Here is a 24,196-nt window from a genome sequence, read left to right as displayed (position 1 = left end):
CACGATGACCATGACCACCGTCACCACCACCGCCGAGGAGCGCGAGGCGATCCTCGGCGCCGTCCGCGAGTTCGCGGAGACCGAGCTCGCCCCGTACGCCGCCGAGCGCGACGAGAAGCACCTGTTCCCGCGGGAGTCGCTGAATCGCGGCGGCGAGCTGGGCCTCGGCGGCATCTACGTCGACGAGGAGTTCGGCGGCACCGGGCTCAGCCGCACCGACACCGTCGCGATCTTCGAAGAGCTCGCCAAGGGCGACCCCGCGGTCGCCGCCTACATCTCCATCCACAACATGGTGGTGTGGATGATCGACACCTACGGCGACGAGGCGCAGCGCGGCCAATGGCTGCCGAAGCTCACCGCCATGGCGGAGTTCGGCGGCTACTGCCTCACCGAGCCGGGCGTCGGGTCGGATGCCGCGAACGTCGCGACCAGTGCCGTGCGCGACGGCGACGACTACGTGCTCACCGGTGTCAAGCAGTTCATCTCGGGCGCCGGCGAGGCCGCCGTCTACGTCGTGATGGCGCGCACGGGGGAGCCGGGTGCCCGCGGGATCAGCGCCTTCCTCGTCCCCGGCGACGCCGAGGGGCTGAGCTTCGGAGCCCTGGAGAAGAAGATGGGCTGGAATGCACAGCCGACGCGACAGGTGATCTTCGACGGCCTCCGGGTGCCGGCATCCGCCATGCTCGGTGACGAGGGCCGCGGTTTCGCGATCGCGATGTCGGCCCTCAACGGCGGCCGCCTCAACATCGCCGCCTGCTCGCTCGGTGGCGCGGAATGGGCGCTCGACCGGGCCGTGCAGTACGTGCACGAGCGGGTCGCCTTCGGGGAGCCCCTCTCGGAGAAGCAGTCGATCCTGTTCGCGATCGCCGACATGCGCACCGAGCTGCACGCCGCCCGACTGATGGTGCGCGACGGCGCGCAGGCGGTCGACGAGCACGCTCCCGACGCCACCATGCGCTGCGCGATGGCCAAGCGCTTCGCGACCGACGCCGGCTTCGACGTCGCCAACCGCGCCCTGCAGCTGCACGGCGGGTACGGATACCTGCAGGACTACGGGATCGAGAGGGTCGTCCGCGATCTGCGGGTGCACCAGATCCTGGAGGGGACGAACGAGATCATGCGACTGATCGTCGGACGCGAGATGCTGCGACCCGCGGGTTCGAACTCCCTCCAGCGCAGCAGCGGAGACCAGATGCGGAGCGCCTCATGACCACGCCGGCCTCCCGCCCCGTGGTGGCGTTCCTCGGTCTCGGACACATGGGGCTGCCGATGGCGAAGAACCTCGTGGCGGCCGGGCATGAGGTGCACGGCTTCGACCTCGTCCCCGCGGCCATCGACGCGGCGCGGGCCGCCGGCATCACGGTGGCGGCGAGCGGTGCGGACGCCGTGACCGAGGCGGATGTCGTCATCACGATGTTCCCCGCCGGGAAGCACGTGATCGAGGCGTATCGCACCGAACTGCTCGCGGCCGCGCGACCGGGAACGCTCTTCATCGAGTCGTCGACCATCGCGGTCGACGAGGCGCGGGCCGCGCATGCGCTCGCGCTCGCGGCGGGGCACCGCAACGTCGACGCCCCGGTGTCGGGCGGCGTGGTCGGAGCCGAGAACGGCACCCTGGCGTTCATGGTCGGCGGCTCGGACGAGGACTACGCGGCGGCACGCCCGCTGCTCGAGGTCATGGGCGCGCGCATCGTGCACTGCGGTGGTCCCGGACTCGGCCAGGCCGCGAAGGTCTGCAACAACATGGTGCTCGCGGTCTCGCAGATCGCGGTGGCCGAGGCCTTCGTGCTGGGTGAGCGGCTCGGGCTCGAGCACCAGGCGCTGTTCGACGTCGTCTCGCAGGCCTCCGGCCAGTGCTGGTCGATCACGACCAACTGCCCGGTTCCCGGACCGGTGCCCACGAGTCCCGCGAACCGCGACTACCAGCCGGGCTTCGCCGGGGCGCTGATGGCCAAGGACCTCGGTCTCGCGCTGCAGGCGATCGAGCAGACCTCGACGGATGCGCGCATGGGGCGGCTGGCGCAGGAGATCTACGCGGCCTTCGCGGCCGGTGACGGGGCGGCGCGCGACTTCTCCGGGATCATCACCGACATCCGCGACGACCGCGTGTGAGCGCTGCCGTCGGGACGTTTCGTCTCGCTTCGCTCGCTCGACGACCGGGGGCGGGCGGGGGAGATCCGGTCGTTGAGCGAGGGAGCGCAGCGACCGAGACGAAACGTCCCCGCGCCGCGACATACTGAAGAGAACCACGACGGAGAGGGCGACATGACCGAGTACGAGACGATCCTGGTCGAGCAGCGCGGACGAGTCGGATGGATCACCCTGAACCGGCCGGAGGCACTGAACGCCTTGAACGGCCGGCTCGCCGAGGAGGTCACGGCCGCGGCGCTCGCCTTCGACGCGGACGACGGCGTCGGAGCCATCGTGGTGACGGGCTCGGAGAAGGCGTTCGCGGCCGGTGCCGACATCAAGGAGATGGAGGGCATGTCCGCGGCGGAGATGCTCGAGACCGACCACTTCGGCATCTGGCACGAGTTCGCTGCGGTGCGCACGCCGGTGATCGCGGCCGTCTCCGGTTTCGCCCTGGGCGGCGGATGCGAGCTGGCGATGATGTGCGACATCATCCTGGCCGCCGATACGGCGAAGTTCGGTCAGCCCGAGATCAATCTCGGCGTGATCCCGGGCATGGGCGGCACGCAGCGCCTGATCCGCGCGGTCGGCTACTACAAGGCCGCGGAGCTGGTGCTCTCCGGCCGCTTCATGGGCGCCGAGGAGGCGGAGCGGTCCGGCCTCGTGTCCCGCGTCGTGCCGGCATCCGACCTCCTGGCCGAGGCGACGAAGCTCGCCGACACGATCGCCTCGAAGTCGCTGCCGTCCGTCTACGCCGCGAAGGCCGCGCTGGATGCCGCGATGGAGACGACCCTCTCCGAGGGGCTCGCGCACGAGAAGCAGGCGTTCGCCGCACTGTTCGACACCGCCGACCAGAAGGAGGGCATGTCGGCCTTCCGGGAGAAGCGGTCGCCCGACTTCCAGAACCGCTGAGCGTCTGAGCGCCCGAACACCTGACGAGACGAGTGCGTGACGCGATGAGTGCCGGGATCGAGGAGTGGTCAGCCCCGGAGCGCGTCGACGATCTTCGCGATCCGGCGCTCGCGGGTCGCGTCCTGCTTGGCCTCGGCCACGCTCCGCGCGTGCTCCTTGCGCACGGTGTACGACAGGGCGTCGAAGGCGGAGCGCAGCGCGGGATCGGTGTCGAGAGCGGCGGCGAGCTCGGGCGGGACCTCCACCGTGCGCTCCGCGGCATCCACCCGGATCACGGCATCGATCTCCTGACCGATCTCGAGCCCGAGGTCGGCGCGCACGGCCTTGCTGAAGCCGATCATGTTCTCGCTGCCCATGCGCGCGACGCGCAGGCGGGCGGTGCGTCCGCCGATCGTGACGGCGACCGGGAAGGCCTTGCCGGCGCCGAACGACGCGACCTGCTCGTCGCTGAGCAGGATAGCCGCAGCGGGGCCACGGCCGGTGAGGACGGTGTGCAGACGCAGTTCGCTCATGCCGAAAGGGTACGCCCGGGATCCTCGAATTCGGCGGCGAGAATCGCGTTGCGCTCCGCGATCAGCCGACGCATGTACGCGCGCAGGAACATCGCGTCCACGAGCCGGCCGAGCGGTCCGAACGGCGAGCGGAAGGTCACGGTGTCGTGCATGAGCGTGCCGGCCGGATGCTCCTCGAACCGGTGCTCGTGCAGGAAGGCGGCGAACGGACCGGCGATCTGCCGATCCGAGAACCCGTGGGGCGGATCGACGTCGAACACGATCGACCGCAGGCGGAAGGGGATGCCGAAGTGGCGCGCGCGCCAGGTCGCGGTGGTGCCCTCGGTGAAGACGCCGCCCGCCGGTGCCTCGACCATGGTCTCTCCGTATCGAGCCATGCTCTTCACGTGCAGTGACGGGTCCAGCGACGCGGTGAACGCCTCGGCCGGAGTCGCGCCGATGATCGTCTCGAGCGCGAACCGGGCCATGTCAGAGGGCTTCGGGCTGCGGACGCGGATCGGCGAAGTCCCCCGCGTCCTTGCGCAGCCGGGCCACGATCGCGACGAGCTCGGCAGCGTCGTCGCGGCTCAGCCCGGGCTCGGCGAACACATCGGCGTTGAGGGCCTGGGTCGCCTGCTCGACGAGTTCCCGACCGGCGTCCGTCAGGACGAGGAGCGCGGCCCGTCCGTCGTGCGGGTGCGGTTCGCGGGCGATCAGACCGTCACGGACCAGACGTTCCGCCGTGCTCGTGACCGTCGTCGGATGCACCTGGAGTCGGGCGACCACGCTCGAGAGCGGAAGGCTGCCCGCGCGGCTGAAGGCCAGCAGGCGCAGCACCTCGTAGCGCGCGAAGCTCAGGGCGAAGGGCTTGAGGGCTGCATCGACGCGGGCGAGCAGCAGCTGCTGGGCCCGCATGACCGACGTGACCAGGGCCATGCCGTCGGCGGCATCCGTCCACCCGTGCGCGAGCCACTGCCGCTTCGCCTCGGCGAGCGGGTCGATGGGGAGCGGACGGGGACGGGCCATTTCTCTACGGTAGTGGCGGGAGTGGGTGGCGCGGCGACGGCGCGCGCCGCATCGTCGTCGATACCGCTGAGTCTGAGTCGCAAGTCGGCTGGGACTCAGTATCGCGGTCTAGAATTGCAGCAGTCGTGAGGAGCAATCGATGAAGATCTTCGTCCTGGTCAAAGAGGTGCCGGACACCTATGGCGACCGCAAGCTGAATCTCGAGACCGGACTCGCCGATCGCGCGGCCGGTGACGTCGTGCTCGACGAGATCACGGAGCGCGCGCTCGAGGTCGCGCTCAGCTACGCCGACAAGAACGACGGCACCGAGGTGGTGGCCGTATCGATGGCTCCCGAGGGTTCGACCGCCTCCGTGCGCAGGGCGCTCGCGATCGGGGCCGGCTCCGCCGTGCACATCGCCGACGAGCAGCTCGCGGGGGCCGACCTCGGACTCACCGCCGAGGTGCTCGCGGCCGCGATCCGCCGCGGTGCCCCCGACCTCGTGATCACGGGCAACCTGTCGACCGACGGCTCCGGCGGTGTGATCCCCGCGATGCTGGCCGAGCACCTCGGGTTCGCGCAGGCCACCGCGCTGACCTCGGTCGAGATCACCGCGGAGGGCGTCTCGGGTACTCGTGGCGCAGACGCCGGGAGCCAGCCGGTCTCGGCGTCGCTGCCCGCCGTCATCTCGATCACCGAGGCGCTCCCCGACGCCCGGTTCCCGAACTTCAAGGGCATCATGGCCGCGAAGAAGAAGCCGCTCGAGGTGCTCTCTCTCGCCGACCTGGATGTCTCGGCCGATCCGGCCGCAGCTCCGCGGACGATCATCACCGCGGTGTCGGAGAAGCCCCCGCGTGCGGCCGGCGTGAAGATCACCGATGAGGGTGACGCCGCCGACAAGCTCGTCGAGTACCTCGTGCAGAACAGGCTGGTGTGAGATGACCTCTTCCGAGAACCCGATCCTCGTCCTCGTCGACGTCGACCCTTCGGGCTACGCCGCGAGCAGCACGGCCGCCCTGATCGGTGCGGCATCGACCATCGGCTCGCCCGTGGCGCTCATCGTCGGCGGCAGTCCGGCGACGGTGGACCAGGTCGCTGCCGCCGGAGCCTCCGTCGTGCTGACGGCCGACGGGGACCCCGCCGCTCTCACGGTCCCGATCGTGGACGCGCTGGAGGCCGCGGCGGCGCAGGTGCGCCCCGATGCGGTGCTCATCTCGAACTCGATCGCCGGGCGCGATGTGGCCGGACGCTTCGCCGTGCGCACGAAGAGCGCACTCTCGGTCGATGCCGTCGGCGTCTCCCGCGATGAGGAGGGCGTGGTCGCGCACCACTCCGTCTACGGCGGGGCGTACCTCGTCGACTCGGCTCCCACGTTCGGCACCCCGGTGATCACGGTGCGCCAGGGCGCGGTGGACGCGCGCGCGGAGGCCGTGGCCTCGCATTCGGTCGAGGTCCTCGCCGTCACGCCGTCGGGCGCGGTCGCGGCGACCGCCGGCCCGGTCGAGGCCGTCGAGGTGGCCTCCTCCCGTCCCGAGCTCCGCGGTGCCACGCGCGTCGTGTCGGGCGGACGCGGTCTCGCCTCGAAGGAGAAGTTCGTGCTCGTCGAGGAGCTGGCCGATGCGCTCGGCGCCGCGGTCGGTGCGTCCCGGGCAGCCGTCGATGCGGGCTACATCCCGCAGTCGCACCAGGTCGGGCAGACCGGTGTATCCGTGTCGCCCCAGCTGTATGTCGCGCTCGGCATCTCCGGCGCGATCCAGCACCGCGCGGGCATGCAGACGTCGAAGAACATCGTCGCGATCAACAAGGACCCCGAGGCGCCGATCTTCGACGTCGCGGACTTCGGCATCGTCGGCGACGTGTTCGCGGTGGTCCCGCAGGTGATCGCCGCGCTCGAGGCGCGGAAGAAGTAGTCATGGCGACGCGGGTGCTGCGACGCGGGCTGCCGCGTGTGCCGGGCGGGGAGCCCTGGCCTCCGGCGGATACCGTGGCGGCGGAGCTGGCCGCCGACGGCGGAACGGATGCCGGCCCGGCCGCTGAGGCGACGCCCATCCACGAAGCGCCGGTGGACGCAGTTGCGGTAGCTGCCGTCACCGCTGCTTCCGTCGTGACGCCCTCTGCTTCTGCCTCCACTTCTGCTCCCTCCGCTTCTGCTCCCTCCGCTGGGGCTGCCCCCGCGGGTATCGCGGGACGGTCCGGTCTGCGTCGGGGGCTCCCGCGCGTTCCGGGTGGAGAGCCGTGGCCGCCGGCCGACACCGCCTCCTCCGTCACGGCGGACGTGGCTTCCGTACCCGGGACCTCGGAGCGCGCGAAGCTGTCGGCTCCGGCCGCAGCACCCGCTGCTGCCGCGACCGCGCCCGCCGTCGCGACGGAGACTGCCGCGGCGTCGACGGTCGCTCCGGCTGCGGTCGCGCAGACCGCGGCCGTGCCCGGATCGGAGTCCGGGGCGAATGTCCGTCGCGGACTGCCCCGCGTCGCCGGCGGAGAGCCGTGGCCGCCCGCGGGAACGGTTCCGGCGCTGCAGGGCGCCTCGTCTCGGTCGGCTTCGCCGTCCTCGCTCGACGACCGAGGAGGCGCGTCGGCTTCGCCGTCCTCGCCCGACCACCGGACGGTTGAGGCGGATCTCGTTCCCGTCCCCGCGTCCGCGGTCGCCGTCCCTGCCGTCGCCGACCTCGACGCGCCGCTGCCCTGGACGCGCACGGTGTGGAACGGTCGCGCCCCGCGGCACATCACTGCGGCTCCGGAATCCGGTCGCCGCCGTCCGACGTGGACGCAGGCGATCGCCGTCCTGCTCGGCGCGGCCGCGCTCGGGCTGATCGCGGGCGCCGCCGTCGCATTCGTGCGCACGCTGCTGAGCTTCCCGTTCATGCAGGACTTCCTCACCGCGTTCCCCGGTCATTACGAGCCGGCGATCGCCGTCGAGCCCGGGTTCTCGCCGTGGATCGGCTGGCAGCACTTCTTCAACATGTTCCTGATGGTGCTGATCATCCGCTCCGGTCTGCAGGTGCGCACCGAGAAGCGGCCGACGGTCTTCTGGACTCCCCGAGGGAACGCCAAGGGGAAGATCAGCCTCAACCTCTGGTTCCACCAGTCGCTCGACATCCTGTGGCTGGTGAACGGCGTGATCTTCGTGGTGCTGCTGTTCGTCACCGGGCACTGGGTGCGGATCGTGCCGACGAGCTGGGAGGTGTTCCCGAACGCGCTGTCGGCGGCGCTGCAGTACGTCTCGTTCGACTGGCCGCACGAGAACGGATGGAACAACTACAACAGCCTGCAGCAGCTCGCGTACTTCGCCACCGTGTTCCTCGCCGCGCCTCTCGCAGCGATCACCGGGTTCCGGATGTCGGGGCTGTGGCCGAAGAACGCTGAGAAGCTGTCGAAGGCCTACCCGGTCGAGTGGGCGCGTGCGCTGCACTTCCCGATCATGCTCTACTTCGTGGCGTTCATCATCGCCCACGTCGCGCTGGTGATGCTGACCGGATTCCTCGCCAACCTGAACCACATGTTCGCGGCGCAGGACGCGGTCACCTGGACCGGGTTCTGGGTGTTCATCGGCGCGCTCGTGGTGATCGCGATCGGCTGGGTGGCCGCTCGCCCGCTGGTGCTCGCGCCGATCGCGAAGGCCTTCGGAAAGGTCTCGGGGCGCTGACGCGGTGCCCTAGACCTCGACGGCCCGGAACGTGATGGTCTCGGTCTGCGGCGCGCCGTCGCGGAGCAGGGCGAGCGTCAGCTCCGAGTCCCAGGCGGCGGCGACGTGGAAGCCGGTCACGCCGACAGCGACCATCGCGGAACCGCCGGCCGGGATCGTGATCGTGCCGGTGACCGGACCCGTCAGGGAGTCGAGCGCCGGCGTGACGTCGACCGTCCAGGTGAGCGTCACGTCCGACGTCCCGGTGTTCGTGACGAGCGCTCCCGGCCAGTCGAAGGTCGAGCCGTCGACGGTCGCGGGGTTCATCTGCACGATCAGCGGGGAGGTGGATGCGGCGGCGAGCGGTGTGGCGACCGCCACGGCGATCACCGGCACGGACCATGCCGCGGCGCGCACCAGCGTCCGTCGTGTGACTGCGGTCGATGTCCCCTGCTGTTCCATGCGATTCCCCCAACGTCTATGACTTTTGGCCATAGTTCCCATGACTTAAGGCTAGTCGAAGACGTGCGCGTGCGATGATCGGCCCACGTCTCGAAAAGGCGGCGGCGCACCCCACGGAAGGAAGAACATGGCAGAGGCATACATCGTCGACGCGGTGCGCTCGCCTGTCGGCAGGCGCGGCGGCTCGCTCTCCGGCGTCCATCCGGCCGACCTCGGCGCGCACAGCCTGACCGCGCTCATCGACCGCACGGGCATCGATCCCGGCGCCGTCGACGACGTGATCCTCGGAGCGATCGACGCGATCGGGGGACAGGCGGGCAACGTCGCCCGCACCGCGCTCCTGGTGGCGGGCTTCCCGGAGCACGTGCCCGGCGTCACGATCGACCGTCAGTGCGGATCGAGCCAGCAGGCGGTGCACTTCGCCGCACAGGCGGTCATGAGCGGCACGAGCGACCTGATCATCGCGGGCGGGCTGCAGAACATGTCGCAGGTGCCGCTCACCGCGGCGGCGACCGTGGGAGAGGCCTACGGCTTCACCACCCCGTATGCGGAGTCACCCGGCTGGCGTGCGCGCTACGGGGAGCAGGAGATCTCGCAGTTCCGCGGCGCCGAGCTGATCGCGCAGAAGTGGGGCATCACGCGTGAGGAGATGGAGCGGTTCGCGCTGGAGAGCCACCGCCGCGCGGCACGCGCACAGGACGAGGGACGCTTCACGAACGAGATCGCGCCGCTGAACGGCCTCGATCACGATGAGGGCGTGCGCCGCGACACCTCGCTCGAACGCATGGCCGGCCTCCCGCCCCTCGCCCCCGACGGGCGGATCACCGCAGCGGTCGCCTCGCAGATCAGCGACGCGTCCAGCGCCGTGCTCATCGCGAGCGGGCGCGCGGTGAAGGAACAGGGGCTCACCCCGCGCGCCCGCATCCATCACCTGTCCGTGCGCGGAGACGATCCGGTGCTCATGCTCACCGCCCCGATCCCCGCGACCAGGCAGGCCCTGGAGCGGACCGGACTGCGCGCCGAGGACATCGACCTCTTCGAGGTGAACGAGGCCTTCGCATCGGTGATGCTCGCCTGGATGCGCGAGACCGGGGTGCCGCACGAGAAGGTCAACGTCAACGGCGGCGGCATCGCGCTCGGGCACCCGATCGGCGCGACGGGCACGCGCATCCTCTCGACCCTGCTCAACGAACTGGAGCGCACGGGCGGGCGCTACGGCCTGCAGACCATGTGCGAAGGCGGCGGCGTCGCGAACGTGACGATCATCGAGCGCCTCTGACGGCTCCCCGAATCCGCTGACCGCCCTGAAAGGAGACGGGCCGCCTCCCCGAAGGAAAGCGGCCCGTCTCAGACGAAGAGTGGATCAGGGGCGGACGAAGCGGACTTCGGTCAGCGTCTCGCCGAGGAACGGCTCGGTGTGTGTGGCACCGTCGAGACGGAATCCGTTGCGCGTGTAGAAGCGGTGCGCGCGGGGGTTGTCCTCGGCGACCCAGAGGTACAGCGGCTCGTCCTTCTCGACGGCGGCGTCGAACAGCTTCTGGCCGATGCCGGTGGAGTGCCACGCGTCGAGCAGGTAGATGAAGTAGAGCTCGCGGAAGGCGGGAGCATCCTTGTCGCGGGCGGGACCGGAGCCGACGAAGCCGACGATCTCCCCGTCGACGAGCGCGGCGTTCATCTTGAACTCGGGGCCCTGCGAGGCCCAGTGCGTCCAGAGCTCGGCCATGCGGCGAGGCGAGACCTTCTCCAGTGCCGCCTTGCTGATCAGGTGGTCGTAGGTCTCGTGCCAGCACTGGGCGTGCACGCGACCGAGGGCTTCCGCATCCACATCACGGACCGGACGGACGATGACTTCAGGCTGGGCTTCGGCGCTCATGTTCGTGACTCTACGCGCGGCATCCGCGAACAGGAAATCGAGTGGATGACCGACGAGACGCGCTGTCACGTGCTGGAGGGTTCGCACAACGATGTTCGCGAATCGTGCACGTCTGGCTACGATCGTTCCTCGTGAACGTGATCTGGCGGACCCTCCTCGTGATCCTCGGCGCCCGGCGCCGCGTACGGCGGGGGAAGACCCTCGACCCGACGGCCGTCGGGAGCATCACCCTCACGACCCTGCCGACCGACCTCGACATCCTGCGCCACATGAACAACGGCCGCTACCTGTCGCTGTTCGACCTCGGGCGGTGGGACCAGCTCATCCGCACCGGGCTGTTCGACGCGATGAAGGACCGCGGCTGGTACGCGGTCGTCTCGAGCGAGACGGTCACGTTCCGCAAGTCGCTGCAGCTGTGGCAGCGGTTCGAGGTGCAGTCCCGGTTCATCGGGCACGACGAGAAGGCGCTGTTCCTCGAGCACCGCGCCGTGGTCGACGGTGAGGTCTACGCCCGAGCGATCGTGCGGGCCCGGATGCTGCGCCGCACGGGCGGCACCGTCAGCAACGAGGAGCTGTTCGCCGCCGTCGGAAAGCCCGAGGGCGTGCCGGAGATCGACGCCTGGGTGCACGACTGGGCCGCCGCATCCGCCCTCCCCCCGGTGCGGGTGAAGGCGCCGAGCGTCTGGGGCTGACGCCTTCTGCTCGCGGCGCCGTCGAGCGCGATAGCTTAGGCGTGTGCTGGCGATCCTGAAGACCGCGGGGCGGGTGCTCTGGCGGCACTGGCCCGCGCTGATGGCGTGGTACCTCGTCGGCGTGCTCGTGCACTACGTGGTCACGGAGATCGCCGGGTTCATCGGCGCCTCCTCCGCCACTCTCGGGTTCCTCGTCCTTCCGATCGGGATCCTCGCGCGGCTGGTGAGCCTGGTCGCGATGTTCCTGGTGCTGCGAGACGGTCTGCGCAACCTGCAGGAGGTCGCACCGCTGCCCGAGGCCGCCGCGGATCGGCGCCGCACGTTCCTGTCCGCGCTGCTGGCCGGCATCCTCCCCTTCTTCGCGGTCTACTGGGCGCAGGGGCTGCTGGGCGAGGACGTCCGGGCATACTCGCTGCGCGCACTCGAGGTGCGGCAGGGGATCATCGCGTGGGCGGCTGTCAGGAACGAGGGGCCGGTGAGCTCGGTCGACACGGTGCTCAACCTGCCGATCAACGTGTGGACCATCTCGATCATCGTGCTCGCGTTCGCCGGCCGCTGGGCATGGTCGAAGTGGTCGGCGAAGCTCGCGAAGTGGTTGTCGCCGGTCGCGGTCTACTTCGAGGTCGTCTGGGTCTTCTTCTCGGTGATGGTGCTCGGCGACATCTTCGACACGATCAAGGCATGGGTCGACAGCCGTGCGGCCGTGGCCTTCTTCGAGACCGTCAGAGAGCAGATCCTGGATGCCGTCGCCCCGCTGCGCTGGCTGTGGGAGGGGATCGGCTGGCTGCTCTCCGAGGCGGGCCCGGTGCTCCTCGCCCCGCTGGCGTGGCTCACCATCGCGGGTGTGGTGTTCGGGCAGGCGATCGTGGCCGAGAAGCTGCGGGTCGAGGGCGAGCTGATCGCCCGGGTGCGTGCCCACGCGGCCGTCATCCCCAACCCGCTCGTGCGCCGACTCAAGGATCTCGGCGAAGAGCTCGGTGCCCGCTTCCGACCCATCGGACGGGCGCTGCTGCTCATGTGGCGCGCGGGACCGCTGCTCGTCGGCTCCTACGCGCTGCTCTACGTGATCGTGAAAGCGCTCGAATCCTTCCTCGGCTTCGGCATCACCCGGCTGGTCGGCCCGCAGGACTTCGTGTTCTGGGCGATCGCCACGCCGCTCGTCTCCCTCGTGCCGCTCCTGCTCATGGAGCCCGTGCGCATCGCGGTGATCAGCGGGGCGTACGACGCCACCCTCGCCCGGCTGCGCAAGCGCCGGCAGGACCGCACCGACACGGCGGGCGTCTCGGCGGAGGAGGGGGAGATGCGCGCGGTCGCCGATGCCGCCGGCCTCCTGCCCTCGTCGGTGGATGCCGTCGCCGCCGCGATGGTCACCGCCCCCGCCAGGGACAGCGTCGAGGGTCAGGGCTCGAACTCGAACCTCACGAAGGAGCCGCCGGCGTCGTAGGGGCGCACGTCGACCCAGAAGGGCCCCTCGACCTCCTCGGGCACCACGAACGGGACGATCAGCTCGTAGGAGCCGGTCTGCGATCGCAGACAGAGCTCCGGCTCGTCCGGGCTCGATTCCAGGCCGATCTCCGCACGCACGGGACTCCACTCACGTCCCGTCGACTGCTCCACGAGGGTCGGCGTCTCGCACGCGACTCCCTCGGCACCCGCTTTCACGGGCACACCGACCGCGATCAGACGCGTGCCGTCGGGGACGTCGAGACCCGAGAGATCCTCGATCTCCCCGCCGCGCACCGGACCCCAGCCCGCGCCGGCGAGATCCGTCGTCTCGTCTTCGGCGACCACCAAGGGCGTGACCGCGCGGGCGCCGAATCCGAAGTACTGGTACCACTCCTGCCACCCGACCGCGATGGCGGTCGCCGGCAGGAGGAGGACGAGCGCGACCAGCGCCAGCGTGTTCCGCCGCCACCAGGACGGCGGCTTCGGCGGGGCATCCGTCACCGCCGGGTCTTCGCGGGGTGCGGGCGGGACGGGTGGGAGGGGAATCGTCATCGGGCCCATCCGTTCTCGTCCAGGAGCACCTCGGCTTCGACGGGCAGGGCGGCCAGGTCGACGGGCAGGTCGATCACCCCGTCGAGCTGCACCTCGCCGACGCCGGCCCCCGGCACCCCCAGGCGGAGGGTGGCACGGTCGCCTCGGACGTCGTCGGGAAGTTCGAAGGCGAGGCTGCCGGCGCGGGGGACGGCGGTGACCAGGTCCTGTCGGGCGAACGTGGTGCCGCGCTCGGTGGCGCTGAAGGTGCGTTCGCCGATCGTGAGCTCCGCGAACGACAGCGTGCTGAGGTCCTGCGTCACCCCGGTGGCCGCTTCCAGATCGACGACGAGCCACGTCCCCTCGGCCGACCATCCGCGCGCATCGGTGACACGGTCGGCGAGGTGCACGTCGGTCACGGTCACGACGAGGTTGCGGGCGGTGGCCTGCTCGCCGATCTGCGCGGCCGTGACGAACGGGGCGCTGGGGGCGTCGTCGGGGAGGGTGACCTTCGTCACGACCCAGGCGCACGCGAGCAGCGCGGCGGTGGCGAGCCAGACGAGGACGTGCTTCTTCACGGGACCGTCACCTCGTCGACGGTCGCCGTCAGGGTCGCTCCGACGCGCACGTCCTCCCAGTAGTCGCCGCGCATCACGCTCTGCCCGACGTAGTGATCCGCGTCCGGGAGGGTGAGGGTGATCTCCTCGCCGTCCCGGTAATCCTCCGGACCGACGATCCAGGCGAGCAGCACGCGCACGGGGACGTCGGGCTGCAGCAGGGAGACTTCGCCGCCGTCGTCGGCGCGGGAGATCGTGCCCTTCTCCTCGAGCCCGTCGATGCGGATGCCGTCGACGAACGGTGACGGCGATCCACTCTTCGCGGCAGGCCGGGGACGCTCGAACGTGTTGACGACGTCGACCGTGACGACCAGTACCCGCTCGCCCTTCTCCTCGTCCGGATACAGTCCCGCGTTCCCGCGTTCCTCGCTCAGCTCGACACCGACGACGGTCATCTCCATGTCGGACCCGGAGAAGGTCTCGCCGACCGCGACGACCGGGATGGGGTCGACGGCCGCGGCCTCCAGCCCACCGAACACCGCGGTGGTCGCCAGGAGCGCGGCACCGGCGCCGGTGATGAGCCAGGAGGTCGGGATGAGGTCGATGCTGCGTCGCGCCCATCCGAGGACCTTCGCCCTCGCCCCCGCATTGGTCGCCGCGACGGCCGGGTCCTGCCCCTGGTCGGGGCTCGCCGGCGGGGTCGTGGTCACGGCAACAGCATAGGGCGGGCCGTGCGAGCACGGAGAGAGGGGTGCGGGCTCCCGCTCGGCGGGGGCATCCAGACCTAGGGTGGACACCATGGCAGAGTCGTCGTCATCCCCATCGGATGCCGTGGCATCCGCACCCCTCGCCGACCGTGCCGTCGAGCTCGCTCGGCGGTGGGCGATCGAGGCCGCGGCGATCGAACCCGACCCCGCGGCCGCGCGGCTCGCCGGAGTGCTCCAGGATGCGAACGGACTGCCGTTCACCCTCGGATTCGTGGACGGCGTCATGCGTCCGGAGAGCCTGACCGCCGCAGCCTCCCAGCTGCACCGGATCGCGCCGATCGTGCCCGAGTTCCTGCCCTGGTACCTGCGCTCGGTGGTGCGTCTGGGCGGAGGCGTCGCCCCGGTCCTGCCGTCTCCCGTGGTGCCGATCGCGCGCAGGGTGCTCCGCGACATGGTCGGACACCTCGTGGTCGATGCGCGACCGGCGAAGCTCGGCACCGCGATCGCACGGCTCCGGGAGACCGGCTCGCGCCTCAATCTCAACCTCCTCGGCGAGGCCGTGCTGGGCGAGGCGGAGGCGAAGCGTCGGCTGGACGGCATCCACGAGCTCATCCGTCGCCCCGATGTCGACTACGTCTCGGTCAAGGTCTCGGCGATCATCAGCCACCTCTCGATGTGGGCGTTCGACGAGGTCGTCGACGCCGTCGTCGCCCGGCTGCTGCCCCTGTATCTGACCGCAGCCGCCGACGGCACGTTCATCAACCTCGACATGGAGGAGTACCGCGATCTCGACCTCACGATCGCGGTGTTCACGCGCATCCTGGAGGACCCGCGCCTGGCGGGCCTCGAAGCCGGCATCGTGCTGCAGGCCTACCTGCCCGACGCCCTGCCCGCGCTGCAGGAGCTGACTGCCTGGTCCGAGGACCGCGTCGCACACGGCGGCGTCCGCATCAAGGTGCGCCTCGTCAAGGGCGCCAACCTCGCGATGGAGAACGTCGAGGCGCGGATGCACGGCTGGACGCCGGCGACCTACGACACCAAGCTCGACACCGACGCGAACTACCTGCGCTGCCTCGACTGGGCGCTGCGGCCGGAGCACACCGCGGCCGTGAAGCTCGGCGTCGCGGGGCACAACCTCTTCGGGATCGCATACGCCTGGCTGCTCGCGGGCGAGCGGGGAGTGCGCGAGGCGGTGGAGTTCGAGATGCTCCTCGGCATGGCGCAGGGCCAGGTGCAGGCCGTGTCGCGCGAGGTCGGTCCCGTCCTGCTGTACGTCCCGGTCGTCGCGCCGACGGAGTTCGACGTCGCGATCAGCTACCTCGTGCGCCGGCTGGAGGAGAACGCCTCCCCGGACAACTTCCTCTCCGCCGCCTTCCGCCTCGGCGAGGACGAGTCCCTGTTCGTGCGGGAGCAGGACCGCTTCCTCGACGCGCTCGACCGCGCCGGCGACGCCACGCTCCGGATCGGTCCGCGCCGCACGCAGGACCGGCTCGCACCCGTGCACGAGTCCGTGCGACCGGCCCCCGTCGCCCCGGCTCCGGAGACCGACCTCACCAAGGCCGTGCTCGGGATCTCTCGCGGCTCCGACGGCGGCGACCGCGAGGCCTTCCTCGAGACCGCCGTCTACTCCGCGCGGGAGCTGGAGCAGGATTCCGGTGGCGCCCCCGGCTTCTCGAACACGGTCGATAGCGACCCGGCGCTGCCGGCGAACCGCGACTGGGCACGCGAGGTGCGCGAGCGCATCCCCGGCTCCGACCTCGGCACGGACACGATCGCCGTCGCGCAAGTGTCGGATGCGGAGTCCCTGGAGCGGATCGTGCAGGGCGTCCGCCGCGCGGCTCCGGCCTGGGGCGGACGTCCCGCCGCCGAACGCGCCGAGGTGCTGCTGCGTGCCGCCGCCGCGCTGGAGTCGCGGCGGGCGGACCTGATCGAGGTCGCGGCATCCGAGACCGGCAAGATCTTCGCCGAGGCCGACGTCGAGGTGAGCGAGGCGGTCGACTTCGCCCGCTACTACGCGGCCAAGGCGCGGGAACTCGACGCCATCGCCGGCGCCGTGTTCGTGCCCGCCTCCGTCACCGTCGTCACGCCCCCGTGGAACTTCCCGCTCGCGATCCCGGCAGGCGGCGTGCTCGCCGCGCTCGCCGCGGGCTCCGGCGTCGTCTTCAAACCGGCACCGCAGGCGCGCCGCTGTGCCGCGGTGATCGCCGAGGCCCTGTGGCAGGCGGGAGTGCCGCGCGATCTGCTGGCCCTCGTCGACATCGAGGAGGGCGAGCTCGGCCGCGAGCTCATCACGCACGATGCTGTCGACCGCGTGATCCTCACCGGCGCGTGGGACACGGCGGCCCTGTTCCGCTCCTGGCGCCCCGACCTGCCGCTGCTGGCCGAGACCAGCGGCAAGAACGCCATGATCGTCACTCCGTCCGCGGATCTCGATCTCGCGGTCGCCGACCTTGTCAAGAGCGCGTTCGGTCACGCGGGTCAGAAGTGCTCCGCGGCGTCGCTCGCGATCCTCGTCGGTCCCGTCGGTCGCTCGGCACGGTTCGCCCGACAGCTGGCCGACGCCGTGCGCTCGCTGCACGTCGGACCTCCCACCGACCCGCTGGCGGAGGTCGGTCCCGTGATCGAGCCGCCGCAGGGCAAGCTCGCCTGGGCGCTGAGCGAACTCGGGAGCGACGAGCAGTGGCTGATCGAGCCCGCGCTGGACGAGGCGGACGACGGCAGCGGGCGACTCTGGCGCCCCGGTATCCGCGTCGGCGTGCAACCGGGATCGCGCTTCCACACCGAGGAGTTCTTCGGTCCGGTGCTCGGCGTCATGCACGCTCCGACGCTCGCGAAGGCCGTGGAGCTGCAGAACGCGGTCGCCTACGGGCTCACCGCCGGGCTGCACACCCAGGACCCCGACGACCTCTCGTTCTGGCTCGAGCGGGTGCAGGCCGGCAACCTCTACGTGAACCGCGGCATCACCGGCGCGATCGTGCAGCGGCAGCCGTTCGGCGGCTGGAAGCGCTCGTCCGTCGGGCCCGGAGCCAAGGCGGGCGGGCCGAACTACCTCATCGGTCTGGGCTCCTGGCGCTCGCACCCGGGCGGACCCGCGTCCAGCACCCTGCATCTGCGCGGGCTCGACTCCCGCATCACGGGCCTCATCGAGTCGGCGCAGTCGTCGCTCGAGTACGAGAAGTTCGAGTGGCTGCGTCGGTCCGCGCTCTCCGATGCGCTGGCCTGGGACCGCGAGTTCGGTCAGGTGCGCGACGTGTCCCGCCTGGGCGTGGAGCGCAACCTGTTCCGCTATCGACCGGTGCCGGTCGAGATCCGCGCGACCGAGGACGCAGCGCTGCAGGACCTGCTGCGCGTCGTGATCGCCGGGGTGCGCTCGGGGGCGAGGTTCGTCATCTCGACCCCGGTCGGGCTGCCGGGCGAGGTGCGTCGCGCACTCGGCGACCTCGATGCCCCGGTGTTCCTCGAGACCGACGAGGAGTGGATGCAGCGGATGCGTCACGAGGCCGATGCCGACGGGCTCGTGTCAGCGACGCCGAGCGATCGGGTGCGCCTGGTGGGCGGTCGGGCCACCGTCGCCGCTCTGCGCTCGGCTCTGGCGACGGCATCCGGTGGCGACCCCGACCTCGCGGTGTACGACGGCGAGGTGACGGCCGCGGCCCGCATCGAACTGCTGCCGTTCGTGCACGAGCAGTCGATCTCGATCACCGCCCACCGTTACGGCAACCTCGACTCCTGGAGCAGCGGCGTGATCTGAGGCTCACGGCACGGTCGCGAGCACCATCAGGACCGCGGTGACGATCGCGCCGAGCACGGCCACGCCGAGCGCCGCTCCGGCGATGATGCGGCGCTTCGTCCTGTCGGAGCGCGCGATCGCTGATGCGATGCCGCCGCCGCCGAGCGACACGAGGCAGAAGACGAGTGCCGTGATATTGGCTGCGTCTTTGAGGGAAGGTGACTGACCGGGCATGTTGACCGTCGCGACGGAGACGCCGACGGATGCGAGGAGTGTGCCGCCTGCGAACACACAGGTCAGGATCCATGGCAGCACGATCGAACTCTTCACCTGAACATCATGCGTCATCGGCCGGTTTCGCGGCCCCACCCCCCCCACCCCCGGGAGCGGATGGGCGGGGCTGAAGACGGCGGGCAGACGGAGGCGTGTAAAGAATTCTTGACACGGTGGCCGCGCGGACGTACGCTGAAGGTGTCAAGAATCTTTTACATCGGAGGCATCATGGTCTACGAAGAACGCAACGCCTGGGCGGGACTCATCGTCAGCCCCATCGTGCTCGTCGTGTACGTCGTGCTGGTGCTGCAGCAGGCCGGGGGAGGGCCGCTCACCGGTGTCGACTGGTTCCCGCTGATGCTGTGGGTGATCGGCGGGGGCATCGTCGCGACGATCGTGATCAGCGTCGTGTGGGGCATGATCGCCGGGATGAAGGATCCCGACGGTGTCGGACGCTCCGACATCCGCGACCGCGACATCAGCCGCATGGGCGGCCGCGTCGAGCAGGCCTTCGTCGTGATCGCCGGCCTCGGCGTCATCGCCCTCTGCGCCGTCGGAGCCGATGTCTTCTGGATCGCGAACACCATGTTCCTGGGCTTCGCGGTGTCGGCGCTCATCGGTGGCGTCGCGCGCGTGATCGCCTACCGGCGGGGACTCGTCTGATGGTCAAGCCCACCCTCGTCTCCAACAGCATCCGCATGCATCGTGAGCAGGCCGGGATGACGCAGGCCGAGCTCGCCCGGACGATCGGGGTGACGCGGCAGACGCTCATCGCGATCGAGCAGCAGAAGTACTCGCCGACTCTCGAACTCGCCTTCCAGATCGCCCGCGCGTTCGGCGTCGGGATCGACGACCTGTTCGGGTATCCGGACACCTCCGGAGGGACATCATGACCGACACGATGTCCGCGTGGCGGCGCGAGACCTACGGGCCCGCCTCCGGGGTCGCCCTCGAGCGGATCCCGGTGCCGGTGCCGCATCACGGCGAGGTGCTGCTGCGCGTGCGCGCCACGGCCCTGAACGCCGGAGACGTGCGCCTGCTGCTCGGCGATCCGCTGCTCGTGCGCCCCGTGTTCGGACTCACCCGTCCGAAGCATCCGGTGCGCGGGATGGAGGTCGCGGGCACCGTCGTCGCGCTCGGTCCCGACGTCGTCGGCGCCGAGATGGGCGAGGACGTGGTGGGCGAGTTGGTCGGCGGCGGAGGCCTTGCGGAATACGTGCGCGTCCCGGCATCCCGACTCGTGCCCGTGCCGCCCGACATCCCGGCCGCATCCGCCGCCTGCCTTCCGGTCGCCGGCGGCACCGCCTGGCAGGCCCTCGATCTCGCGGGAGTGGGGCTGCGCCACGGCCATACCCCTCGACTCCTGATCATCGGCGCTTCCGGCGGCGTCGGCACGTTCGCGGTGCAGCTCGCCGCCCTCCGCGGCGCCGAGGTGTGGGCCACGTGCAGCGCCCGGAACGCGCCGCTGGTCGAGCGCCTCGGCGCCGTCCGCACCCTCGATCACCGGGAGTCGCCGTTGAGCGGCATCCCGGCCGGGCGCTTCGACGCGATCATCGACATCGCCGGCGGAGTGCCGCTGCGCGAGCTCCAGCGCCTCACGGTGCACGGGGGCACGATCGTGCTCGTCACGGGGGATGGCGGCCACGTGCTCGGTCCGATCCCGCGGATGCTGCGCGCGGCTGTGCTGTCCTTGGGATCGCGCCGCATCCGCCCGCTCACCGCGTCGCCGCGCCCGGAGGTCCTCGCCAAGCTCCTCGAGCTCGTCGCCGAGGGTCGCGTGGTCCCGGTGATCGAGCGCGAATACCCCTTCTCCGAGGCATCCGCCGCCCTCGCGCACCTCGAGGCCGGGCACACGGTCGGCAAGGTCGTGGTCACCCACCCTGCGCGGTGACTCCGTCCCGCCCGTGCGGGGCCGGTCGCGGCTCTGGCGGTGCACAGGGGGTGGGTGACACAATGGACTCCGGCGTGCCCGAGTCGCATCTTCCCCGCCGCCGGCTCTGAACGAGCTGCGGGTCGAAGGACCGCCGGGCCCCTGGACAGCGTCCGCCGCGCCCGTTCATTCGAGGAGCATCCATGTCGACGCCTGAAGCCGCCGTCTCCACCGCACCCGCGCGCACCGCGCACCACCGCCACTACCTGATGTGCAAGCCGGAGCACTTCACGGTCAACTACTCCATCAACCCGTGGATGGAGCCGTCGCGTCCGACCGACACCGCCAACGCGGTCGCGCAGTGGCAGGAGCTCTACGACCTGTACCTCGAGCTGGGCCACGAGGTCGAGCTCATCGAGCCGCTCGCCGGTTACCCGGACATGGTCTACACGGCCAACGGCGGGTTCCTCATCGACGGCCGCGCGTACGTGCCCGAGTTCCGCTTCGTCGAGCGTCAGGGCGAGGCCCCGGCGTTCGCCGACTGGTTCCGCGCCGCGGGCTACGACACCGTGATGCCCGAAGAGGTCAACGAGGGCGAGGGCGACTTCCTGCTCGTCGGCGACGTGATCCTGGCCGGCACCGGCTTCCGCTCCACGGGCGACAGCCACCGCGAGGTCGGAGAGGTCTTCGGCCGTGAGGTCGTGTCGCTCAACCTGGTCGACCCGCGCTTCTACCACCTCGACACCGCGATCGCCGTGCTCGACCCCGTGCAGGGCGTGGAGAACGGCGGCCCGGAGCGCGCGAACATCGCGTACCTCCCCGGGGCCTTCGACGACGCGAGCCGTGCCGAGCTCGAGAAGCGCTTCCCGGACGCGATCCTCGTGTCGGACGAGGACGGTGCCGTGTTCGGTCTGAACTCGGCGAGCGACGGCTACAACGTGATCATCTCCCCGCGCGCGAAGGGCTTCGAGAAGCAGCTGCGCGAGCGCGGCTACAACCCCATCACCGTCGACCTGTCCGAGCTGCTGCTCGGCGGCGGCGGCATCAAGTGCTGCACGCTCGAGCTGCGGGGTGCGAAGTGACCGCGGTCGAGTCTTCGACGGGCGCAGAGGCCGAGGCGGCGACCGAGGCGGGCGCCGAACCGCACGTCGCGCACAACTACCACCCGCTGCCGGTGAACATCGCCCGCGCCGAGGGCGCCTGGGTGACGGATGTCGAGGGCAAGCGGTACCTCGACCTGCTCGCGGCGTATTCGGCCGTGAACTTCGGGCACCTGCACCCGGCCCTCGTGGCGGCCGCGACCGAGCAGCTCGGACGGGTGACGCTCGTCAGCCGTGCGTTCCAGAGCGACCGGCTCGAGCCGTTCGCCGCGGCCCTCGCCGAGCTCGCCGGCAAGGACCTCGTGCTGCCGATGAACACCGGCGCCGAGGCCGTCGAGACCGGTATCAAGGTCGCACGCGCCTGGGGCTACCGGGTCAAGGGAATCGCCGAGGGCAAGGCGCGCATCATCGTCGCGGCGGGCAACTTCCACGGCCGCACGACGACGATCGTCAGCTTCAGCGACGACGAGTCCGCACGGGACGACTTCGGTCCGTACACCCCCGGCTTCGACGTGGTGCCCTACGGCGACGCGGAGGCGATCGCCGCGGCCATCACCGACGACACGGCCGCTGTGCTCGTCGAGCCGATCCAGGGCGAGGCCGGCGTCGTGATCCCCCCGGAGGGGTACCTGCGCCGCATCCGCGAGATCTGCGACGAGAAGAACGTGCTGTTCATCGCCGACGAGATCCAGGCGGGACTCGGGCGCGTGGGCGAGACGTTCGCCTGCGATCGCGAGGGCGTCGTGCCCGACCTGTACCTGCTCGGCAAGGCGCTCGGCGGCGGCATCCTGCCCGTCTCGGCCGTCGTCGGGAACACCGACGTGCTGGGCGTCATCCGTCCCGGCGAGCACGGGTCGACGTTCGGCGGCAACCCGCTCGCGGCGGCCGTGGGGCTGCGCGTGGTCGAGATGCTGCAGACCGGCGAGTTCCAGGAGCGGGCGCGCGCACTCGGCGCGCACCTGGAGCAGGCGCTCCAGCCGCTGATCGGGCACGGAGTCACGGCCGTGCGCATCGCGGGGCTGTGGGCCGGCGTCGACATCGACCCCGCCAGGGGCACGGGCCGCGAGATCGCGGAGAAGCTCCTCGACCGCGGTGTCCTGGTGAAGGACACGCATGGGCAGACGGTGCGCATCGCGCCGCCGCTCGTGATCCGCGCGACCGAGCTCGACTGGGCGGTGGAGCAGCTCAAGCTGGTGCTCGGCGCGTAGTCCCGCGCCGAGTGCTGTGACGGGCAGCGCCACCGCGGGGGAGGGCCGCCGCTGGGGATGGCGGCGGCGACGGTGACGCTGCCCTCACGCAGATGCTCAGGCCGGAGGCGAGTCCGGGTCGAGGGTCTTGAGGGTGTCCTCCTCGGCGGCGTTGTCGGCATCGAGCTGCGCTTCGGTGTGCTCATCGCCGCCGAGCGCGGCGCGGTGGCCCTGGCCCGCGTCGCCTTGGATGGCGCCGCCGGTCGACTCTCCGCGCGAGCTGTCGCCCTGGATCGCGCCGCCGGTGCCGTCGCCCTGGCCGGCGTCCTCCTCGGGTACTCCGACTCCGGGTGCACCTTCGGCCGGGTCCTGCGGGTGGGGGGTGCGTTCCGTGTTCTGGTCCATGCACCGACGGTACGCGCGGTCGAGCGCGGCACCGAGGGGGTTGACATCTCGTCGCGACCCTTCGCGGGAAAGGGGCCGGGTATCCTGTGGCCCGGGGGGAACATGACAGACCAGCCGTGGCTGCTGCAGAGCCCGCCCGCGCCCACGCGGCGGACTCCGAATGCCGATCGCCGGGACATCAACTCCCTCGCATGGGTGGTCTGGCCGTGGGTGAACTGGCTCCTTCCCGTCCTCGCGATCTTCTGCATCGGCAACAACGGCTGGGCGCTGCTGGCGCTCCTCCTCTTCTCGCCCGTGCTGGTCCCCGTGGCGGGCCTGCTGGGCTCGCTCCCTCGCTTCCTCCTCCGCCGGAGCGGCAGCACCACCACGCCGGGACCGATCACCGTCCTCCTGTTCGTGCAGTGGTGGGCGGTCATCACCGGGATGATCACGCCGGCGGGAGCCACCGACGGGCGTCCGATCCCCGCCATCATGCAGGGGCTGTCGCCGCGTCCGATCTCGAGCGCCTACCTCTCCGACGTGATGCTCGTCGCGGCCGGGATCGTCGTCGCCTGCTGGATCGCCGTACTCGCGATCGCGAGCGTCACCGCCTCGAGAAAGCACGTCTGGGCATCGAAGCGATGGACGGTCGTCGCCCGGGTCGCCGCCGTCGGGCTCCCGCTGCTCTTCGTCGCCACGATCTGGCTCGGTGGAGCCGTCACGGCGCAGCAGCGCGACGCGGCCGGCGCGACCGTCGCCGAGGTGCAGGCGCAGCCCCTGAGCGCGCAGGCGCAGCAGGCCCTGGAGCGCCACGACCGGGCGCAGGCGCAGCTGTCTCTGGTGCGCGGGATGATCGCCGAAGACGGGTGGCAGGCGTCGATGCGGGGATTCGGAGACCTGACCACTTTCGCCGAAGGTACCGACAGCTACGGCGTGGACATCGCGTTCCGGTACGACGTGCCGGCGGGGGACGCCGTGGACGTGGACGCGGTCGCAGCCGAGCTCCGGCAGCGGGGATGGACGGATGGCGAGCGGGGCGCTCTCCTCGACCCCGACGGGAACACGATCGAGATCGACGCGTATGACCAGACCATCGTGGTCTCGCTCGTCTCACCGCGCTGGTGGGGCGACTCCGACGACCTCAACGAGGAGCTCGGCGTCTATCGCGACGACTCCGCGGTGGAGCCCTACGCGTACGACGACTGGCCCTCGCCCTGAGTG

Annotated in this window: 26 protein-coding genes; 16 read left to right on the top strand and 10 right to left on the bottom strand. The window is 70.9% G+C overall.

Annotation, left to right across the window (positions count from 1 at the left end; translation table 11 throughout):
• The first annotated feature begins 4 nt into the window (after nt 1-4).
• From MME74_RS16100 to MME74_RS16090, 3 genes are all read left to right on the top strand, one after another.
• Nucleotides 5-1,210: an acyl-CoA dehydrogenase family protein gene (locus MME74_RS16100; RefSeq protein WP_267416093.1), complete on the top strand. Its 1,206-nt coding sequence runs from the start codon at nt 5-7 to the stop codon at nt 1,208-1,210.
• Nucleotides 1,207-2,112 (top strand): 3-hydroxyisobutyrate dehydrogenase, encoded by a 906-nt coding sequence (mmsB, locus tag MME74_RS16095; protein WP_267416091.1) that lies wholly within the window; start codon nt 1,207-1,209, stop codon nt 2,110-2,112. The genes MME74_RS16100 and mmsB overlap by 4 nt, the downstream gene beginning before the upstream one ends.
• Nucleotides 2,113-2,265: 153 nt before the next feature.
• A complete protein-coding gene (locus tag MME74_RS16090) occupies nt 2,266-3,042 on the top strand; it encodes an enoyl-CoA hydratase (protein WP_267416090.1) in 777 nt (258 codons plus the stop codon).
• Nucleotides 3,043-3,110: 68 nt separating this feature from the next.
• On the opposite strand, the gene MME74_RS16085 is transcribed toward MME74_RS16090, so the two are convergent.
• Genes MME74_RS16085 through MME74_RS16075 form a run of 3 tightly spaced genes read right to left on the bottom strand, consistent with a single transcriptional unit; the run spans nt 3,111 to nt 4,559 of the window.
• The gene (locus MME74_RS16085; RefSeq protein ID WP_267416089.1) at nt 3,111-3,554 is read right to left on the bottom strand and encodes a YdeI/OmpD-associated family protein; all 444 of its coding nucleotides are present in this window, start codon (nt 3,552-3,554) and stop codon (nt 3,111-3,113) included.
• Nucleotides 3,551-4,021: an SRPBCC family protein gene (locus MME74_RS16080; protein WP_267416088.1), complete on the bottom strand. Its 471-nt coding sequence runs from the start codon at nt 4,019-4,021 to the stop codon at nt 3,551-3,553. Before MME74_RS16080 ends, MME74_RS16085 begins: the two co-directional genes overlap by 4 nt.
• 1 nt (nt 4,022) lies before the next feature.
• The gene (locus MME74_RS16075; protein ID WP_267416086.1) at nt 4,023-4,559 is read right to left on the bottom strand and encodes a MarR family winged helix-turn-helix transcriptional regulator; all 537 of its coding nucleotides are present in this window, start codon (nt 4,557-4,559) and stop codon (nt 4,023-4,025) included.
• Between the two features lie 139 nt (nt 4,560-4,698).
• Between MME74_RS16075 and MME74_RS16070 the strand changes: the two genes are divergently transcribed.
• The 3 genes from MME74_RS16070 (at nt 4,699) to MME74_RS16060 (ending at nt 8,184) form a co-directional block, all read left to right on the top strand.
• Nucleotides 4,699-5,475, top strand: a complete 777-nt coding sequence (locus MME74_RS16070; protein ID WP_267416085.1) for an electron transfer flavoprotein subunit beta/FixA family protein — start codon at nt 4,699-4,701, stop codon at nt 5,473-5,475.
• 1 nt (nt 5,476) lies between these two features.
• The gene (locus MME74_RS16065) at nt 5,477-6,448 is read left to right on the top strand and encodes an electron transfer flavoprotein subunit alpha/FixB family protein (RefSeq protein ID WP_267416083.1); all 972 of its coding nucleotides are present in this window, start codon (nt 5,477-5,479) and stop codon (nt 6,446-6,448) included.
• Nucleotides 6,449-6,813: 365 nt separating this feature from the next.
• Nucleotides 6,814-8,184 (top strand): cytochrome b/b6 domain-containing protein, encoded by a 1,371-nt coding sequence (locus tag MME74_RS16060; protein WP_267416081.1) that lies wholly within the window; start codon nt 6,814-6,816, stop codon nt 8,182-8,184.
• A 9-nt stretch (nt 8,185-8,193) separates the two neighbouring features.
• Here the strand turns inward: MME74_RS16060 and MME74_RS16055 are convergent, their stop codons facing one another.
• The gene (locus MME74_RS16055) at nt 8,194-8,625 is read right to left on the bottom strand and encodes a hypothetical protein (RefSeq protein WP_267416079.1); all 432 of its coding nucleotides are present in this window, start codon (nt 8,623-8,625) and stop codon (nt 8,194-8,196) included.
• 127 nt (nt 8,626-8,752) lie between these two features.
• Here MME74_RS16055 and MME74_RS16050 point away from each other — a divergent pair, with 127 nt between their 5' ends.
• Nucleotides 8,753-9,904, top strand: a complete 1,152-nt coding sequence (locus tag MME74_RS16050; RefSeq protein ID WP_267416077.1) for an acetyl-CoA C-acetyltransferase — start codon at nt 8,753-8,755, stop codon at nt 9,902-9,904.
• 84 nt (nt 9,905-9,988) lie between these two features.
• Here MME74_RS16050 and MME74_RS16045 read toward each other — a convergent pair whose 3' ends face one another.
• A complete protein-coding gene (locus tag MME74_RS16045; RefSeq protein WP_267416076.1) occupies nt 9,989-10,498 on the bottom strand; it encodes a GNAT family N-acetyltransferase in 510 nt (169 codons plus the stop codon).
• Nucleotides 10,499-10,629: 131 nt separating this feature from the next.
• On the opposite strand from MME74_RS16045, the gene MME74_RS16040 reads away from it, so the two are divergent.
• Together MME74_RS16040 and MME74_RS16035 are read left to right on the top strand one after the other, a co-directional pair.
• Nucleotides 10,630-11,190 carry an acyl-CoA thioesterase gene (locus MME74_RS16040; protein ID WP_267416075.1) on the top strand — a complete coding sequence of 187 codons (561 nt, stop codon included), beginning with the start codon at nt 10,630-10,632 and terminating at the stop codon, nt 11,188-11,190.
• 43 nt (nt 11,191-11,233) lie between these two features.
• Nucleotides 11,234-12,634: a hypothetical protein gene (locus MME74_RS16035; RefSeq protein ID WP_267416074.1), complete on the top strand. Its 1,401-nt coding sequence runs from the start codon at nt 11,234-11,236 to the stop codon at nt 12,632-12,634.
• Here the strand turns inward: MME74_RS16035 and MME74_RS16030 are convergent.
• Genes MME74_RS16030 through MME74_RS16020 form a run of 3 tightly spaced genes read right to left on the bottom strand, consistent with a single transcriptional unit; the run spans nt 12,589 to nt 14,434 of the window.
• Nucleotides 12,589-13,188, bottom strand: coding sequence for a hypothetical protein (locus MME74_RS16030; protein ID WP_267416073.1), 600 nt, complete (start codon nt 13,186-13,188; stop codon nt 12,589-12,591). The two genes, MME74_RS16035 and MME74_RS16030, sit on opposite strands and share 46 nt — an antisense overlap.
• Nucleotides 13,185-13,745: a hypothetical protein gene (locus tag MME74_RS16025; RefSeq protein ID WP_267416071.1), complete on the bottom strand. Its 561-nt coding sequence runs from the start codon at nt 13,743-13,745 to the stop codon at nt 13,185-13,187. The genes MME74_RS16030 and MME74_RS16025 overlap by 4 nt, the downstream gene beginning before the upstream one ends.
• Nucleotides 13,742-14,434: a hypothetical protein gene (locus tag MME74_RS16020; protein ID WP_267416070.1), complete on the bottom strand. Its 693-nt coding sequence runs from the start codon at nt 14,432-14,434 to the stop codon at nt 13,742-13,744. The genes MME74_RS16025 and MME74_RS16020 overlap by 4 nt, the downstream gene beginning before the upstream one ends.
• Nucleotides 14,435-14,522: 88 nt before the next feature.
• On the opposite strand from MME74_RS16020, the gene MME74_RS16015 reads away from it, so the two are divergent.
• Nucleotides 14,523-18,182: a proline dehydrogenase family protein gene (locus tag MME74_RS16015; protein ID WP_267416069.1), complete on the top strand. Its 3,660-nt coding sequence runs from the start codon at nt 14,523-14,525 to the stop codon at nt 18,180-18,182.
• 3 nt (nt 18,183-18,185) lie between these two features.
• Here the strand turns inward: MME74_RS16015 and MME74_RS16010 are convergent, their stop codons facing one another.
• A complete protein-coding gene (locus MME74_RS16010) occupies nt 18,186-18,491 on the bottom strand; it encodes a hypothetical protein (RefSeq protein ID WP_267416068.1) in 306 nt (101 codons plus the stop codon).
• A gap of 171 nt (nt 18,492-18,662) precedes the next feature.
• On the opposite strand from MME74_RS16010, the gene MME74_RS16005 reads away from it, so the two are divergent.
• The 5 genes from MME74_RS16005 to rocD all read left to right on the top strand — a co-directional run bounded on the left by MME74_RS16005 (nt 18,663) and on the right by rocD (nt 22,612).
• Nucleotides 18,663-19,097 (top strand): hypothetical protein, encoded by a 435-nt coding sequence (locus tag MME74_RS16005; RefSeq protein ID WP_267416067.1) that lies wholly within the window; start codon nt 18,663-18,665, stop codon nt 19,095-19,097.
• The gene (locus tag MME74_RS16000; protein ID WP_267416066.1) at nt 19,097-19,327 is read left to right on the top strand and encodes a helix-turn-helix transcriptional regulator; all 231 of its coding nucleotides are present in this window, start codon (nt 19,097-19,099) and stop codon (nt 19,325-19,327) included. Before MME74_RS16005 ends, MME74_RS16000 begins: the two co-directional genes overlap by 1 nt.
• Entirely contained in the window at nt 19,324-20,325 is a 1,002-nt protein-coding gene (locus MME74_RS15995) for an NAD(P)-dependent alcohol dehydrogenase (protein ID WP_267416065.1), read from the top strand. Before MME74_RS16000 ends, MME74_RS15995 begins: the two co-directional genes overlap by 4 nt.
• A gap of 182 nt (nt 20,326-20,507) precedes the next feature.
• Nucleotides 20,508-21,386 (top strand): dimethylargininase, encoded by an 879-nt coding sequence (ddaH, locus tag MME74_RS15990; protein ID WP_267416064.1) that lies wholly within the window; start codon nt 20,508-20,510, stop codon nt 21,384-21,386.
• Nucleotides 21,383-22,612, top strand: coding sequence for an ornithine--oxo-acid transaminase (gene rocD, locus MME74_RS15985; protein WP_267416063.1), 1,230 nt, complete (start codon nt 21,383-21,385; stop codon nt 22,610-22,612). The genes ddaH and rocD overlap by 4 nt, the downstream gene beginning before the upstream one ends.
• Nucleotides 22,613-22,708: 96 nt before the next feature.
• On the opposite strand, the gene MME74_RS15980 is transcribed toward rocD, so the two are convergent.
• Nucleotides 22,709-22,996, bottom strand: a complete 288-nt coding sequence (locus MME74_RS15980) for a hypothetical protein (RefSeq protein WP_267416062.1) — start codon at nt 22,994-22,996, stop codon at nt 22,709-22,711.
• A gap of 102 nt (nt 22,997-23,098) precedes the next feature.
• Here MME74_RS15980 and MME74_RS15975 point away from each other — a divergent pair, with 102 nt between their 5' ends.
• A complete protein-coding gene (locus tag MME74_RS15975) occupies nt 23,099-24,193 on the top strand; it encodes a hypothetical protein (RefSeq protein WP_267416060.1) in 1,095 nt (364 codons plus the stop codon).
• The last annotated feature ends 3 nt before the right edge of the window (nt 24,194-24,196 follow it).

It is taken from the genome of Microbacterium oxydans, assembly GCF_026559675.1.
GTDB classification, from domain to species: domain Bacteria; phylum Actinomycetota; class Actinomycetes; order Actinomycetales; family Microbacteriaceae; genus Microbacterium; species Microbacterium oxydans_D.
This window is presented reverse-complemented; position numbering and strand designations above follow the sequence as displayed.

Coding starts and splice junctions, on each gene's coding strand:
- MME74_RS16100 (WP_267416093.1), top strand. CDS start 5: ATGACCATGACCACCGTCACCACCACCGCCGAGGAGCGCGAGGCGATC.
- mmsB (WP_267416091.1), top strand. CDS start 1,207: ATGACCACGCCGGCCTCCCGCCCCGTGGTGGCGTTCCTCGGTCTCGGA.
- MME74_RS16090 (WP_267416090.1), top strand. CDS start 2,266: ATGACCGAGTACGAGACGATCCTGGTCGAGCAGCGCGGACGAGTCGGA.
- MME74_RS16085 (WP_267416089.1), bottom strand. CDS start 3,554: ATGAGCGAACTGCGTCTGCACACCGTCCTCACCGGCCGTGGCCCCGCT.
- MME74_RS16080 (WP_267416088.1), bottom strand. CDS start 4,021: ATGGCCCGGTTCGCGCTCGAGACGATCATCGGCGCGACTCCGGCCGAG.
- MME74_RS16075 (WP_267416086.1), bottom strand. CDS start 4,559: ATGGCCCGTCCCCGTCCGCTCCCCATCGACCCGCTCGCCGAGGCGAAG.
- MME74_RS16070 (WP_267416085.1), top strand. CDS start 4,699: ATGAAGATCTTCGTCCTGGTCAAAGAGGTGCCGGACACCTATGGCGAC.
- MME74_RS16065 (WP_267416083.1), top strand. CDS start 5,477: ATGACCTCTTCCGAGAACCCGATCCTCGTCCTCGTCGACGTCGACCCT.
- MME74_RS16055 (WP_267416079.1), bottom strand. CDS start 8,625: ATGGAACAGCAGGGGACATCGACCGCAGTCACACGACGGACGCTGGTG.
- MME74_RS16050 (WP_267416077.1), top strand. CDS start 8,753: ATGGCAGAGGCATACATCGTCGACGCGGTGCGCTCGCCTGTCGGCAGG.
- MME74_RS16045 (WP_267416076.1), bottom strand. CDS start 10,498: ATGAGCGCCGAAGCCCAGCCTGAAGTCATCGTCCGTCCGGTCCGTGAT.
- MME74_RS16030 (WP_267416073.1), bottom strand. CDS start 13,188: ATGACGATTCCCCTCCCACCCGTCCCGCCCGCACCCCGCGAAGACCCG.
- MME74_RS16015 (WP_267416069.1), top strand. CDS start 14,523: ATGGCAGAGTCGTCGTCATCCCCATCGGATGCCGTGGCATCCGCACCC.
- MME74_RS16005 (WP_267416067.1), top strand. CDS start 18,663: ATGGTCTACGAAGAACGCAACGCCTGGGCGGGACTCATCGTCAGCCCC.
- MME74_RS16000 (WP_267416066.1), top strand. CDS start 19,097: ATGGTCAAGCCCACCCTCGTCTCCAACAGCATCCGCATGCATCGTGAG.
- MME74_RS15995 (WP_267416065.1), top strand. CDS start 19,324: ATGACCGACACGATGTCCGCGTGGCGGCGCGAGACCTACGGGCCCGCC.
- ddaH (WP_267416064.1), top strand. CDS start 20,508: ATGTCGACGCCTGAAGCCGCCGTCTCCACCGCACCCGCGCGCACCGCG.
- MME74_RS15980 (WP_267416062.1), bottom strand. CDS start 22,996: ATGGACCAGAACACGGAACGCACCCCCCACCCGCAGGACCCGGCCGAA.
- MME74_RS15975 (WP_267416060.1), top strand. CDS start 23,099: ATGACAGACCAGCCGTGGCTGCTGCAGAGCCCGCCCGCGCCCACGCGG.